Origin of the sequence: Gillisia sp. JM1, from assembly GCF_000424645.1 — a bacterium.
Lineage (GTDB): Bacteria > Bacteroidota > Bacteroidia > Flavobacteriales > Flavobacteriaceae > Gillisia.
The window spans coordinates 2,182,976-2,197,723 of record NZ_KE384218.1 but is presented as its reverse complement, the minus strand read 5'-3'; the positions used below and the strand labels follow the sequence as shown (position 1 = coordinate 2,197,723).

Here is a 14,748-nt window from a genome sequence, read left to right as displayed (position 1 = left end):
CATAGGTTCTTGAAACTATTTTACAATAATTTTATAGTTTTAGACAACTTTTAAAATCACTCTATGAAGCCATTTTTAGCTATTTTCCTGTTCCTCAGTATTACAAGCTCTTTTTACAGTCAAACATCATCAGATAAAGAAAATCTTCAGAAACATAAAGGTTTTTTCAACTTTGAATATTCTGAGAAAGAGGATAAGATCTTTTTAGAGGTAAAGGATCTGGATACTGAATTTTTATATGTCCATTCTTTAACCACAGGAATTGGATCTAATGATGTAGGATTGGATAGAGGGCAGTTAGGTAATGAAGCTGTTGTTAAATTTATTAAGGCAGGAAATAAATTGCTTTTAATACAGCCAAATCTAAAATATAGAGCGATCACAGAAAATGCTTTAGAGAAAAAGAGTGTAAAGGAAGCTTTCGCAACCTCTGTGTTATATGGATTCGAAATTAAGGAGATAAAAGGTGATAGTTACTTTATAGATCTTACTTCTTTCTTAATGGAGGATGCGCATGGTGTTACTAATAGTTTAAGAAGTGGGAACCATGGGAGTTTTAGTTTAAATAAATCTAAGAGTGCATTATCTCTAAACCGAACCAAGGCTTTTCCAGAAAATGTGGAATTTGAAGCATTATTAACTTTTGATGGAGAAGCAACAAGCCAGACCCTTAAAGAAGTGCTACCTAATAATAATTCTATAACTGTAACCCAACATCATTCCTTTGTAAAGTTACCTGATGATAAATATAAAAAACGTCCATTCGATCCCAGAAGCGGAGCAATCTATATTTCATATTTAGACTATTCTACACCTGTTTTTCAGCCTATAGAAAAGCGATATATTACAAGGCATCGTTTAGCAAAGAAAGATCCTAGCAAAGAAATTAGTGAAGCGGTGGAGCCCATTATATATTATCTGGATCCCGGAACTCCAGAGCCAGTAAAATCTGCACTTTTAGATGGTGCCAGATGGTGGAATGAAGCTTATGAAGCAATAGGTTACAAAAATGCTTTTCAGGTCAAGATGTTGCCAGAAGGAGCAGATCCGTTAGATGTGAGATATAATGTAATACAATGGGTACATAGATCTACCAGAGGATGGAGCTATGGGGCTAGTGTTATAGACCCAAGAACTGGAGAGATCATTAAAGGACATGTAAGTTTAGGGAGTTTGAGGATTCGTCAGGATTTTCTGATCGCCCAAGCATTGTTGAATAAACCTTTTGCTGAAAATGATGAAAATCATAATAAAATGATGGAAATGGCAATTGCCAGAATTCGTCAGTTGTCTGCTCATGAAGTTGGACATACCTTGGGGTTTGCTCATAATTTTGCAGCGAGTACCAATGAAAATTCTTCGGTTATGGATTACCCGCATCCTCAATTTAAACTTGAAAATGATGAGATCGTGGTTGATGATGCCTATAGTATTGGTGTTGGAGCATGGGATAAGATCACGGTAAAATATTCTTATGCAGATCTTCCTTCTGAAGTAAATGAAAGTGATTTTTTAAATGGAGTCTTAGCTGAAGCTGACGATCAAAAACTTCGTTTTATAACAGATAGTGATGCAAGAGCTTCTGGAGGAGCTAATGCTTTCGGCCATTTATGGGATAATGGAAGTTCTCCTACTGAAGGTTTAAAAGACTTGTTAGAAATAAGAAAGAAAGCCATTTCCAATTTTTCTGTAGATAATATAAGAACTGGAGAATCGTATTCAACTTTAGAAGATGTGTTTGTGCCCTTATATTTTCTGCATAGGTATCAAACCGAAGCGATTTCGAAAGTTATTGGAGGTCTGGATTATTCGTATGCTGTAAAAGGGGATACACAAAAACCAGTAAAAACAGTATCTGCTGAAGATCAAAGAGAGGCACTTTCTGTATATTTAAAAACATTAGATGCTGAAGTTTTAGCTATTCCGAAAGATAAGCTGGAACTATTTCCACCAAGGGCTTATGGCTTTGGAAGGAGTAGGGAATCTTTCAAAAGTAATACTGGTGTTGCTTTTGATGCCTTTGGAGCTGTAGGAACCGCAAGTGTGCTTAGTTTGCAATATTTGCTTCATCCAGAAAGAGCCGCCAGATTAATTCAGCAAAAAACCTTGGATAATTCTCAATTGGGTTTAGATGAAGTATTAGAAGAATTAATTAATAGCACCCTTAAAAAGACTTTTAAAGACTCATATTTGCAGCAAGTTCAAAACACGATAAATTACAATGTTTTACAGTATCTGTTTAATTTGGCTGTGAATAAGGGGTCTATTCCGCAAGTGAAGGCCGTTACTAATTCTGTTATTAACTCTTTACAATCTTGGTTAGAATCAAATTCAAACAACGAGGTGTTTAGATCGCAACTTTTAAGGGAAATTGAACAGTTTAAAAAAGACCCAGAATTATTTAAGCCAATGATTCAGGCACCAGAAATTCCTGATGGGTCACCAATTGGAAGTTATAATTAGAAAATTACAAGACTAATAATTTATTAAGAAAATAATATATGAAGGAAATAGATCTACGTAGCGATACAGTTACTCGTCCAACAAAAGAAATGTTGCAGGCTATTATGAGTGCAAAAGTTGGAGACGATGTTTATAAAGAAGATCCATCTGTAAATGAGTTAGAAAAGAAGTTAGCCACTATGTTTGGGAAAGATGAAGCTTTGTTTTTTCCAACAGGAAGTATGGCCAATCAGGCAGCAATTAAATTACATACACAACCAGCCGAGCAATTAATATGTGATAAATGGGCTCACGTTTATAATTATGAAGGAGGAGGAGTTTCTTTTAATAGTGGCGTTTCCTGTAAATTGGTAGACGGAGATCGTGGAATGATCACTGCTGCACAAGTAGAAGAGAATATCAATCCGCCAGATTTTTACCATAGTCCGTTAACGAGTTTGGTTTGTTTGGAAAATACCACTAATAAAGGTGGGGGCGCATGTTACGATCTGGAAGAGATCAAAAAGATTCGCAAGGTTTGTAATACACATGGCCTAGGTTTACATCTAGATGGGGCAAGACTATTTAATGCATTGGTTGCAAAGGGAGAATCTCCTAAAGAATACGGGAAGTTATTCGACACGATCTCTGTATGTCTTTCTAAAGGACTTGGAACTCCAATGGGATCTGTGTTAATTGGAAATTCAGATCTCATGAAAAATGCCATTAGAGTTAGAAAAGTGTTAGGTGGTGGGATGAGACAAGTTGGATTTATGGCAGCATCCGGTATCTACGCACTGGATAACCATGTGGAAAGATTAGCCGATGATAATAAGCGGGCAAAAGAAATAGGAAATACTTTAGCTGTTTTACCTTATATTCTAAAGGTGGAAACTGTAGAAACTAATATTGCGATCTTTTACTTAAAGGATGCTGCTAATGAGGAGAGTTTCATGAAGCAGCTTCAGAGGGAAAATATTAGAATTAGCAATATGGGCCACGGAAAGCTTAGAATTGTTACCCATTTAGATTATTCGGAAGAACAACATCAGAGATTTCTACAAGTGCTGAAGGAGATTCAATTTTAGAGTAGGGAAAAGCTTAACAGAAGATTATAAAAATCGAGTAGGTTTAAACCTTTTAATTTCTATATTTTTCAGTTCAAATAAAATTAGCGAGAAATATGAAGAATTTAATACCAAGGCAAGAAGTTCCAGAACTTATAGTAGATACGGTAAATGGAATGACATGGAATCTTCGTGATCAGCAACCTAAGAATTTTACCTTGGTTGTTTTTTATAGAGGCTTACATTGTCCGGTCTGTAAATCTTATTTAGAAGAATTGAATTCTAAAATAGATGAGTTTAGAGATAAAGGTGTAAACGTGATATGTATAAGTTCCAATAAGGGGTCACTGGCAGAAGAAACTACAACGAAATGGGATATTGAAAAATTAACTATTGGTTTTGATTTTTCTATTGAAAATGCAAGAAAATGGGATCTTTTTGTTTCTGAAGGTATCAGCGATAAAGAGCCAGAAGTGTTTTTTGAACCAGCTTTATTTTTAATTAAACCAGATAGAACACTTTATGCGGCTTCAATACAAAGTATGCCGTTTGCAAGACCAAAATTCGATGACCTCTTAAAATCTATTTCATTTATTTTGAATGAAGATTATCCAGCTAGAGGAGAAGTTTAGTATTATTACTAAAAAACATAAATTGAGCCAAATGAGATACAACATGATTTCGTTTGGCTCAATTTGATTTAATCCCTCATTGAGGGTTTAATTTCCCGTCCCGATGGCTATCTGCAATCCTCGAAATATTTAATAGAATTTTCCTCCCGAAGCGTCGAGAATTAACTCATAGGCTTTCCCCGAGCTTATTGATTGTGAAGGTTTCTTCTGAAGCCTTTAATTATTTAAGCATATCTAAACCAGGAATATCTGGCATTCCGTCTTTAGCAACAGCAGCAAGCTCAGCTTCATTGATATCTGAAGCTTTTTTAATTGCTTTGTTCAAAGTTAATACCAGGTAATCTTCTAATTGTTCTTTATCTTCTAATAGCTCATCTGCAATAGAAATATTTCTAATTTCTCTATTTGCAGTAATAGTTACTTTTAAGAGACCATCGCTAGATTGCTCATCTATCAATACAGTTTTAAGGCGCTCTTTTGTAGCTTCAACTTTCTCTTGGGTTTCTTTGATTTTATTCATCATCCCCATCATATCTCCAAACATAATTTTTTGTTTTATAAATTATTAAATACAAATTTATTAATTTACAAGACGATATAATACTAAAAATGAAAAGACTCATACTTTTTTTATTAGGAAGCCTTACCTTTGTGAATTCTAATATAATAGCACAAAATCACCCTGTATTGAAAACTGAAATTTATCCTCCAAAGGCTAAAAAGATTGCCAAAGAATTAAAAGCTCATAATACTATAAGAAACGACGATTACTACTGGATGAACGATAGAGAGAATCCAGAAGTTATTAGTTATCTCGAGCAGGAAAACGAATATAATGAGCAAATGACTGCACATACCAAGCAGTTTCAGGCGGATCTTTTTGATGAAATGAAAGCTAGGATCAAAGAAGATGACTCATCTGTTCCCTATAAGTTGAATGGATATTGGTATTTGACCCGATTTAAAAAAGGGAAAGATTACCCAATATATTCCAGAAAAAAAGAAAGTTTAGATGCACCTGAGGAAATTTTATTCGATGTGAATGAGATGGCTGAAGGTCATGAATATTACAGTCTGGGTGGATTAAATGTGAGTTCAGACAACAAATTGATAGCTTTTGGAGTAGATACGGTAAGTAGAAGAAATTATACTATTCAGGTTAAAAATCTTCAAACAGGAGAGATACTTAAAGAAAAAATAAAAACAACTACCGGAGGTTCTACTTGGGCTAACGATAATAAAACCCTTTTTTATACCAAAAAAGACAATAAAACTTTACGTTCCAATCAGATTTATAAGCATGTACTAGGTACAAAATCCAACGAAGATCAGTTGGTGTTTGAAGAACTAGATGAAACGTATAACACTTATATATACAAATCTAAATCTAAAAAATATTTAATAATTGGATGTCATAGCACATTAACTAGTGAATATAGAATATTAGAAGCAGACAATCCTCACGGTGAATTTAGAATAGTGCAACCTAGAGAAAGAAACTTAGAGTATGGTATCATGCATTTTGAAGATTCCTTTTATATTTTAACTAATAAAGATGGTGCAACTAATTTTAAATTAATGAAGACTCCGGAAGATAAAACCGGACAAGAAAATTGGGTTGAGGTAATCCCGCACAGGGAGGATTATTTATTAGAAGATATAGATATTTTTGAGCACTATCTCGTGATAAGTGAGAGAAATGATGGCTTAAATAAAATTAAGATCACCAAATGGCACTCAGATGAAAGTTACTATCTACCCTTCAATAATGAAACATATACTGCTTATACCAGTATAAATCCCGATTTCGACACAGATATACTAAGATATACTTACAATTCCTTAAACAATCCCACCTCTGTCATAGATTTCAACATGGCTACTAAAGAGAAAGTTGTACTTAAAGAACAAGAAGTAATAGGAGGAAAATTCAATAAAGAAAATTATAAATCACAACGTGTTTGGGCCACTGCAGAAGATGGAACAAAAATTCCTATTTCTCTTGTTTACAGGAAAGATCTAAAAATGGATGGTTCTAACCCTTTATTACAATATGCTTATGGATCTTATGGTTCTACAATAGACCCATATTTTTCTAGTGTGAGGCTGAGTTTATTGGACAGAGGCTTTGTTTATGCTATTGCTCATATTCGAGGGGGAGAGTATCTTGGAAGAGCTTGGTATGAAGATGGCAAGTTGCTTCAAAAGATGAATACTTTTACAGATTTTATAGATGTTTCAAAATATTTAATAGACCAAAAATATACTTCAGAAGAACATTTGTACGCAATGGGCGGTTCTGCCGGTGGTTTATTGATGGGAGCAGTTGTGAATATAGCTCCAGAACTTTATAACGGAATCATCGCTGCAGTACCATTTGTAGACGTGGTAACTACCATGCTAGATGATTCAATACCTTTAACTACTGGGGAGTATGATGAATGGGGAAATCCAAATGAGGAAACGTATTATAAGTATATGCTAACTTACTCGCCATATGATAATGTTAATAAACAGTCTTATCCTAATATGCTAATTACAACTGGTTTGCATGATTCTCAGGTTCAATATTGGGAGCCAGCGAAATGGGTTGCTAAATTAAGAGAATTAAAAACTGATACTAATAAATTGTTATTTCATATAAATATGGATGCAGGACATGGAGGTGCATCTGGTAGATTTGAAGCATTAAAAGAAGTAGCAGAAGAATATGCCTTTTTATTAGACTTGGAAGGAATTACCGAGTAATTGAAAAATTTGCCTTAAATTTGGGCGGTTTTTGAATTAAGATTGTTTTAACATTTAAGAATAAATTTTTAATCCCTAAATTGGTTAAAGAATTTCATTTTATGGTAGAAAAAAAAAAGGTATACGATAACATATTGCAATTAATAGGAGATACTCCTTTAGTTCGATTGAATTCTATTACCAAAAAATTTAGTGGAGATTTTTTCGCGAAAATTGAATCCTTTAATCCTGGACACTCTTCTAAGGATAGAATCGCTTTATTTATTATTGAAGAAGCAGAAAGAAAGGGAATATTAAAACCTGGTGATACTATTATTGAAACTACATCTGGAAATACTGGATTTAGTATTGCAATGGTTAGTATTATTAAGGGCTATAAGTGTATTCTTGCAGTAAGTTCTAAATCTTCTAATGATAAAATAGAAATGCTCAAAACAATGGGAGCCAAAGTGTATGTATGTCCAGCACATGTACCTGCAGATGATTCACGCTCTTATTATGAGGTTGCTAAAAGATTACATCAGGAAAACGAAGGTTCGGTGTATATCAACCAATATTTTAATGAACTTAATATTGAAGCACATTATAAAACTACAGGGCCTGAGATCTGGAATCAGACAGAGGGGCAGCTAACTCATTTAATTGCTTGCAGTGGAACAGGAGGAACAATTTCTGGAACAGCAAAATTTCTAAAAGAACAAAACCCTAATATTCGTGTTATTGGAATAGATGCATTTGGATCTGTATTGAAGAAATTTCATGAAACCAGAGTTTTTGATAAAGATGAAATATATCCTTACAGGATTGAAGGTTTGGGTAAAAATTTAATTCCATCTGCTACAGATTTCGATATTATAGACGAGTTTGTCAAGGTAACAGATGAAGATAGTGCGCATACTGCTAGAGAGCTTGCTAGAACCGAAGGATTGTTTCTTGGATATACCAGTGGAGCAGCAATGCAAGGAATAAAACAATTGCAGGAGCAAGGAGAATTTGACGAGAACAGTAAAGTAGTTGTTATTTTTCCAGATCACGGGTCTAGATATATGAGTAAAATTTATAGTGATGACTGGATGGAGGCACAAGGCTTTTTTGATTCTAAAAGAGAAGCAGAATCGCAGCCAATTGAATTTATAAAATAAGGATGCACCTTTTATAATATATTAAACCTAAAAGCATCTTTTTATAGGATGCTTTTAGGTTTAATAGTGGGAGCTAGTAGTTAAATATTATTATTGTAAAATTGAGTTGTATTTCAGTACTTTTGCAACTTGTAAATAAAAGAATCTATGAGAGATTTATTTGATAAAATATATAAGGATAAAGGTCCTTTAGGGAAATGGGCTCAACAAGCTGAAGGGTATTTTGTATTCCCAAAGCTGGAAGGACCAATTTCTAATAGAATGAAATTTCGTGGGAAAGAAGTAATTACCTGGAGTATCAATGATTATTTAGGTCTTGCAAACCACCCTGAAGTACGAAAAATAGATGCTGAAGCTGCAGCCGAATATGGTTCTGCTTATCCAATGGGTGCCAGAATGATGAGTGGACACACAGAACTTCATGAAAAGTTACAAGATGAACTTGCTTCATTTGTGAATAAAGAAGCTTCTTATCTTTTAAACTTTGGGTACCAAGGAATGGTATCTACGATTGATGCATTAGTATCTAAACAAGATGTTATTGTTTATGATGTAGATGCTCATGCTTGCATTATAGATGGAGTAAGATTGCATTTAGGCCAACGTTTTACCTATATGCATAACGATATGGATAGTATCGAAAAGAATTTGCAACGCGCTACTAAAATATGTGAACAAACTGGAGGGGGAATTCTTTTGATCTCTGAAGGCGTTTTTGGAATGCGTGGAGAGCAAGGAAGACTTAAAGAAATAGTTGAGCTTAAAAAGAAATATAATTTTAGACTTTTCGTAGATGATGCTCACGGATTTGGAACTTTAGGAGCTACTGGAGCAGGAGCAGGAGAAGAGCAAGGGGTTCAAGATGATATTGATGTATACTTTGCAACTTTTGCAAAATCTTTAGCAAGTACAGGTGCTTTTATCGCTGGAGATAAAGAGATCATGGATTATTTAAAATATAATCTACGTTCTCAGATGTTCGCAAAATCCTTACAAATGCAATTAGTTGTTGGGGCGTTAAAGCGTTTAGATATGCTTAGAACAATGCCTGAATTAAAGGCTAAATTGTGGGAAAATGTAAATGCATTACAAAGCGGGTTAAAAGAAAATGGGTTCGATATAGGAACCACTCAAAGTTGTGTAACTCCAGTTTATCTAAAAGGAAGTATTCCTGAAGCGATGGCTCTTGTTAGAGATCTTAGAGAAAATCATGGTATTTTCTGTTCTATTGTGGTTTATCCGGTTATTCCAAAAGGATTGATCTTATTGAGAATGATCCCTACCGCTACACATACATTGGAAGATATAGAGCTTACTTTAACTGCTTTCTCTGTTATTAGAGAAAGATTGGAAAACGGAACATACAAAAGATTATCTGCAGCAGTTACCGCTTCTTTAGAAGAGTAATTAGCTTTTAGGTTATGAAACAAAAAAATCCGCTATAAAAGCGGATTTTTTTGTTTGTTTAATCCCTCATTGAGGGTTTAACTCCCCGAGGCCTGCCCGAAACATTCAGGCGGGCTTGCCTCGAATTTTTAAAAGTATTTTCCTCCCGAACCATCGGAACATCTCGTGGTCTTGCCTGGAGGTTCTTGATTTTTATTTTTGATCATCAATTTCAGGTTCAATATTTTCCCGTTTCTCAGTTCGTTTTCTCCTTCTGTCCCCTTCATAAGAATCGTCTAAATATTCCTCTTTTTTATGTAGATCCAATCTATATGAAACCCCGGCAGCTAATTGCCATCTGTCTGGTGTATTCTTAAAGTTGATCAATCCAGAGATATCAAATTGAAGATCATCTGTTAACAAATAAGCCACTCCAGTTCTTGCAATATCATCTGCATAAAAATCACTTACAATTCCCTGGTACTCCAGAAACCCTGCAAATTTCGGGGTAAATGCATGCGTGAGGGTTACAATTCCAGTATAACTAGGGAATTCTTCAGTTATTTTATCTAAAATAAGGTTCATTACCAATACCCAACTTCCTGGCCAGTTATTTTGGGTTATTAACGCGATTTTAGGTGTTATAGACTTTTCTCCCTCATATAAAAATGGATTATCAGCCTCTGAAAAATTAGCTCCAGCATATAAAGATACTGCTGGGATCAAAGTTTTCCATTTAAATTTCTGATTAGCTTTCCAGCTATAAAGATTTGGTTTATCTGGTTTTATAGTTCTACTTGGGTCAAATATTAAGTATTTCACACCCAATGTATTGGTCTTAAAATTACGGGTTTTGAACTCTACATCACTTGCACCAATTCTAATGGATTTTGTATCATCTTCAAAAGAACCAATCAAACTAATTTCTAAGGCTTCAAAGAACAATCCATAACGCAGAGAATAATCGGCTCCTAAAATATCTGTACTCGTACGTAATAAGCTATGATCATCATTTCCATAGTATCCACCGGCCTCTATCTGTATAACTCCAGTTCCTACAGAAAATGCGCCTTGAGATGCTCCAGGTCTGTTGGAATTTATAGTTTCAGTATATTGCGCATAGGTTGAATAACCGGATGTGATAAATAAAATGATTGTAAATATTTTGATCTGAAAGTATTTCATACAAGTTGTTGTTAGTCCGGTCAAATATAGAAGATTTTATTATTTTTTTATGGATATAGATACCCAATTTGTCTCATCATAATAGTAATTTTGCATAAACTATATACAAATGCACGAAGCATCATTCGAAAGTATTTTGAAAACCGTATTAATAATTCTGTTGATATATTTCGGTTTTAAAATTTTTATAAAATGGTTTGGACCATTGATCTTAAAATGGTTCCTTAAAAGAATTGGACAAAAGTTCCAACAACAGTTCAATGGCCAAGCTGATCCCAAAGCTCAAAAGAAGGGAAAAGTTAATATAGATTCAGATAAACCAAAATCAAGTAATTCCAATAAAAAAGTAGGGGAGTACATCGATTTCGAAGAAATTGATTAATTTTCGTTCCTATTAAATTCTATCTATGATTAGATCCTTAAAAGGTTTTCTACCACATATTCTTGTGGTTTTTGGTTTTCTTATTATTTCTCTAGCCTATTTTAGTCCTGTTCTCCAAGGAAAAGAAATTTATCAAAGTGATATAGTTCAGTATACCGGAATGGCAAAGGAGCAAAATGACTTTAGAGCCGAAACCGGAGAAGAACCTTACTGGACAGATTCAGCTTTTGGGGGAATGCCAACCTATCAATTAGGTGCTTATTATCCTCATAATTATATTAAAAATTTAGATTCAGCTTTACGTTTTCTACCACGGCCTGCAGATTACCTGTTCTTATATTTTATAGGCTTTTATATACTTTTATTGGTTCTCAAACTAGATTATAAAATCGCTTTTCTCGGCGCCTTAGCTTTTGGATTTTCAACATATCTTATTATAATTCTTGGAGTAGGACATAATGCCAAAGCACATGCTATTGCCTATATGCCAATGGTTCTTGCTGGAATATTACTGTGCTTCAGAAATAAATATATAAGTGGATTTTTGCTCTTATCTTTTGCTATGGCATTGGAAATTGGCGCAAATCACTTCCAGATGACCTATTACTTACTACTGCTAGTTATAGTTTTGGGATTGGTTTATCTAATTGATGCCTTCAGAAAAAAACAATTACCACATTTCTTTAAAGCATTAGGAGTAATGGCGCTGGCTGTTTTATTAGCAATAGCAACCAATGCTACTAATTTATTAGCCACTCAAGAATACACTCAATATAGTACTAGGGGAGATACTGGATTAAGTATTACTGCGGAAGGAAACCAAAAAGAAACAGCGGGATTGAATTATGACTATATCACAGAATATAGCTACGGAATCACTGAAACATTAAATCTATTTATTCCTAGATTTATGGGTGGTTCCAGTTCTGAAAAATTAGGAGAAGATTCAGAAATGTATGCTCAATTATTACGAATGGGTGCATCTCCTGTGCAGGCAAAGGATTTTGCGGAGAATGCTCCTACGTATTGGGGAAATCAACCTTTTGTTGGGGCTCCTGCTTATATAGGGGCAAGCATTATCTTCTTATTTGTCTTTGCCTTATTCTTAATTAAAGGAAGATTAAAATGGTGGATCGTGGGAGGAACTATTTTGTCTCTCATCTTATCTTGGGGTAAGAATTTTGGATTTGTTACCGAGTTCTTTATCGATTATATACCGCTCTATAATAAGTTTCGCGCAGTTTCATCTATTCAAATTATTGCTGAACTGTGTATTCCTGTTCTTGCTGTTTTTGGGTTGCACAAGCTCTTCAATAATTTTGACGGTGACAAAGAGAAGTTTTATGCACTTAAATGGGCAACCATAATTACATCTGGTTTTGCTTTAATACTACTTGTTCTAAAATCTACTTTATTTAGTTTTAGTGGAGGAAGCGACTCGGTTTATATTGAGCAAATGGGAGTAGAGTTCGTTCGAGCCTTGAAAGAAGATAGAAAATCTATTTTTACAGCTGATGCTATACGTTCTCTTATTTTAGTGTTAGTCGCTGCTGGATTTATCTATGCTTATTTAAAAAAGCTTGCGAATAAGAATTTGATAATCGTAGGTTTTATCTTTTTGATCTTATTTGACTTAGTTGGAGTAGATAGAAGATATGTGAACAATGAAGATTTTGTTGCTGCAAGGGTCATGAACAAACCTTTTCAGAAGACACCTGCAGATGAAATGATCTTAGAAGATAAAGGGCATTATCGTGTCTTCGATCTTGCTGAAAGTCCATTTAATACTGGTAGAACTTCTTATTTTCATAATTCTATTGGAGGTTATCACGCTGCCAAACCTGGAAGAATCCAGGACCTCTACGATTTCTACATTTCAAAAAATAATATGTCGCTGCTTAATATGCTCAATGTAAAGTATATTATAGTTCCAACAGAGGAAGGACCAACTGCACAGCAAAACCCTAATGCAATGGGGAATGCATGGTTTGTTGAAAATATTAAATGGGTAAATTCTGCAAATGAAGAGATTTTGAGTCTGGCAGATACAAATCTAAACGCTACTGCGATCATTAATTCTGAATTCAAGGAATCTGAAATAGTAGTGAGCAAAGCACAAGATTCCACTGCAAGCATAAAGCTGATCTCTCAAGAACCAAATGAATTAGTTTATAAATCTAAATCCTCTAAAGTGGAATTCGCTGTCTTCTCTGAAATGTATTATGAAAATGGATGGAATGCCTATGTGGATGGAAATGAAACACCTCATTACAATGTGAACTATGTTTTGAGAGGAATGCAGATTCCGGCAGGAGAACACACAATTACCTTTAAATTTGAACCACAGGTTATTAAAACGGGAAGTAGTATTGCACTTGCCAGTTCAATTTTGCTTGGACTTCTAACGCTTGGAGGAATTTACTTTTCCTTTAGGAAAAAGGATTAGACAATATTGATTTGTAGGTTCTAAAGTGCCACTATGAAAAAAGTTTTAATTATAACTTATTATTGGCCACCAGCTGGAGGCCCTGGGGTGCAACGCTGGTTAAAATTTGTAAAATATTTACAGGATTTTGATATAGAGCCTATTGTTTATATTCCAGAAAATCCCGATTATCCAATTATAGATAAGAGCCTTTTAGAAGAGATTCCAAAAGGAATAATTATACTTAAAAAACGAATTTTTGAGCCTTATTTTTTAGCTAAGATCTTTTCCAAAAAAGAGACTTCTACTATAAGCAGCGGAATTATAAAAGAAGCGAAAAGTCAAAATTTTCTTCAAAAACTGTTCTTATATATCCGTGGAAATTTCTTTATTCCCGATGCTCGGAAATTTTGGATCAAGCCTTCGGTTAATTTTCTTTCTGAATATCTTTCAGAAAATAAAATTGACACAATTATAAGCACTGGGCCACCTCATAGTTTACATCTTATAGGTCTTGGTTTAAAGAAAAAGCTAGAATTAAAATGGATTGCAGATTTTCGGGATCCTTGGACAGAAATAGGATATCATAAAAAATTGAAATTAACTGCTTCAGCCGAAGCTAAGCATATAGCTTTAGAAAAGGAGGTTTTAACTTCAGCAGATCATATTATAACTACAAGTTTCGCAACCCAAAAAGAATTTCAATCCAAAACCTTAAAACCAGTAACTGTAATTACTAATGGATATGATTCTATTGAAGATAATTCTTCAGAATTAGATCAGAAATTCAGTTTGGCACATATTGGATCATTACTCTCAGGCAGAAACCCTAAGAATTTGTGGAAAGTCCTGCAAGAGCTGACTTCAGAAAACAAAGATTTTAAGGAAGATCTTGTTTTAAAATTAGTTGGAACTTTAAGTAATGATGTATTAGATTCTATTAAAGAACATGATCTAGAGGCTTATTTAGAATTACCAGGATATGTTTCTCATAACAAAGCGAACAAAATTCAGCAATCTTCTCAGGTATTGCTTTTAGTGGAAATTGATAGTATTGAAACCAAAGGAATTATCCCAGGGAAACTCTTTGAATATCTGGCGGCAAACCGCCCAATTTTAGCATTAGGTCCAAAAGATTGGGATGTGAAGAATATATTGGCAGAAACCAAATCGGGAACTTATTTCGGGTATCAGGAAGAAACCAGTTTAAAAGAGCATATTTTGAGTATGTATAAATCATACAAAAACCAGCAATTAAATGTAAACGCCAAAAATACTTCAAAATATAGCCGAAAGAATCTTACTGGAGAATTGGCTAAACTTTTAAAAGACTAGATTT

11 protein-coding genes are annotated in these 14,748 nt (G+C 34.2%); 9 read left to right on the top strand and 2 right to left on the bottom strand.

Annotated elements, in window-relative coordinates; genetic code table 11:
- The first annotated feature begins 63 nt into the window (after positions 1-63).
- The 3 genes from H033_RS0113285 to H033_RS0113275 all read left to right on the top strand — a co-directional run bounded on the left by H033_RS0113285 (position 64) and on the right by H033_RS0113275 (position 4,141).
- Positions 64-2,463 (top strand): zinc-dependent metalloprotease, encoded by a 2,400-nt coding sequence (locus tag H033_RS0113285; RefSeq protein ID WP_026838747.1) that lies wholly within the window; start codon positions 64-66, stop codon positions 2,461-2,463.
- A gap of 38 nt (positions 2,464-2,501) precedes the next feature.
- Positions 2,502-3,530, top strand: a complete 1,029-nt coding sequence (locus H033_RS0113280) for a threonine aldolase family protein (protein WP_026838746.1) — start codon at positions 2,502-2,504, stop codon at positions 3,528-3,530.
- A 95-nt stretch (positions 3,531-3,625) separates the two neighbouring features.
- Complete coding sequence (locus tag H033_RS0113275; protein ID WP_026838745.1) at positions 3,626-4,141, top strand: redoxin domain-containing protein; 516 nt, start codon at positions 3,626-3,628, stop codon at positions 4,139-4,141.
- 220 nt (positions 4,142-4,361) lie between these two features.
- Here the strand turns inward: H033_RS0113275 and H033_RS0113270 are convergent, their stop codons facing one another.
- Positions 4,362-4,685, bottom strand: coding sequence for a YbaB/EbfC family nucleoid-associated protein (locus H033_RS0113270; protein ID WP_026838744.1), 324 nt, complete (start codon positions 4,683-4,685; stop codon positions 4,362-4,364).
- Positions 4,686-4,750: 65 nt separating this feature from the next.
- Here H033_RS0113270 and H033_RS0113265 point away from each other — a divergent pair, with 65 nt between their 5' ends.
- The 3 genes from H033_RS0113265 to H033_RS0113255 all read left to right on the top strand — a co-directional run bounded on the left by H033_RS0113265 (position 4,751) and on the right by H033_RS0113255 (position 9,438).
- A complete protein-coding gene (locus H033_RS0113265; protein ID WP_026838743.1) occupies positions 4,751-6,889 on the top strand; it encodes a S9 family peptidase in 2,139 nt (712 codons plus the stop codon).
- Positions 6,890-6,990: 101 nt separating this feature from the next.
- A complete protein-coding gene (locus H033_RS0113260) occupies positions 6,991-8,031 on the top strand; it encodes a PLP-dependent cysteine synthase family protein (RefSeq protein WP_026838742.1) in 1,041 nt (346 codons plus the stop codon).
- A 147-nt stretch (positions 8,032-8,178) separates the two neighbouring features.
- Complete coding sequence (locus H033_RS0113255; protein ID WP_026838741.1) at positions 8,179-9,438, top strand: aminotransferase class I/II-fold pyridoxal phosphate-dependent enzyme; 1,260 nt, start codon at positions 8,179-8,181, stop codon at positions 9,436-9,438.
- A gap of 192 nt (positions 9,439-9,630) precedes the next feature.
- Here H033_RS0113255 and H033_RS0113250 read toward each other — a convergent pair whose 3' ends face one another.
- Positions 9,631-10,602 (bottom strand): transporter, encoded by a 972-nt coding sequence (locus H033_RS0113250; RefSeq protein WP_026838740.1) that lies wholly within the window; start codon positions 10,600-10,602, stop codon positions 9,631-9,633.
- A gap of 109 nt (positions 10,603-10,711) precedes the next feature.
- Here H033_RS0113250 and H033_RS0113245 point away from each other — a divergent pair, with 109 nt between their 5' ends.
- From H033_RS0113245 to H033_RS0113235, 3 genes are read left to right on the top strand one after another with little or no spacing between them, the layout of a single operon-like run.
- On the top strand, positions 10,712-10,984 hold the full coding sequence (locus H033_RS0113245) for a DUF4834 family protein (RefSeq protein ID WP_026838739.1): 273 nt from the start codon (positions 10,712-10,714) through the stop codon (positions 10,982-10,984).
- 25 nt (positions 10,985-11,009) lie between these two features.
- On the top strand, positions 11,010-13,430 hold the full coding sequence (locus H033_RS0113240; RefSeq protein WP_026838738.1) for a YfhO family protein: 2,421 nt from the start codon (positions 11,010-11,012) through the stop codon (positions 13,428-13,430).
- A gap of 33 nt (positions 13,431-13,463) precedes the next feature.
- Positions 13,464-14,744 (top strand): glycosyl transferase family 1, encoded by a 1,281-nt coding sequence (locus H033_RS0113235; RefSeq protein ID WP_026838737.1) that lies wholly within the window; start codon positions 13,464-13,466, stop codon positions 14,742-14,744.
- Positions 14,745-14,748: the final 4 nt, after the last annotated feature.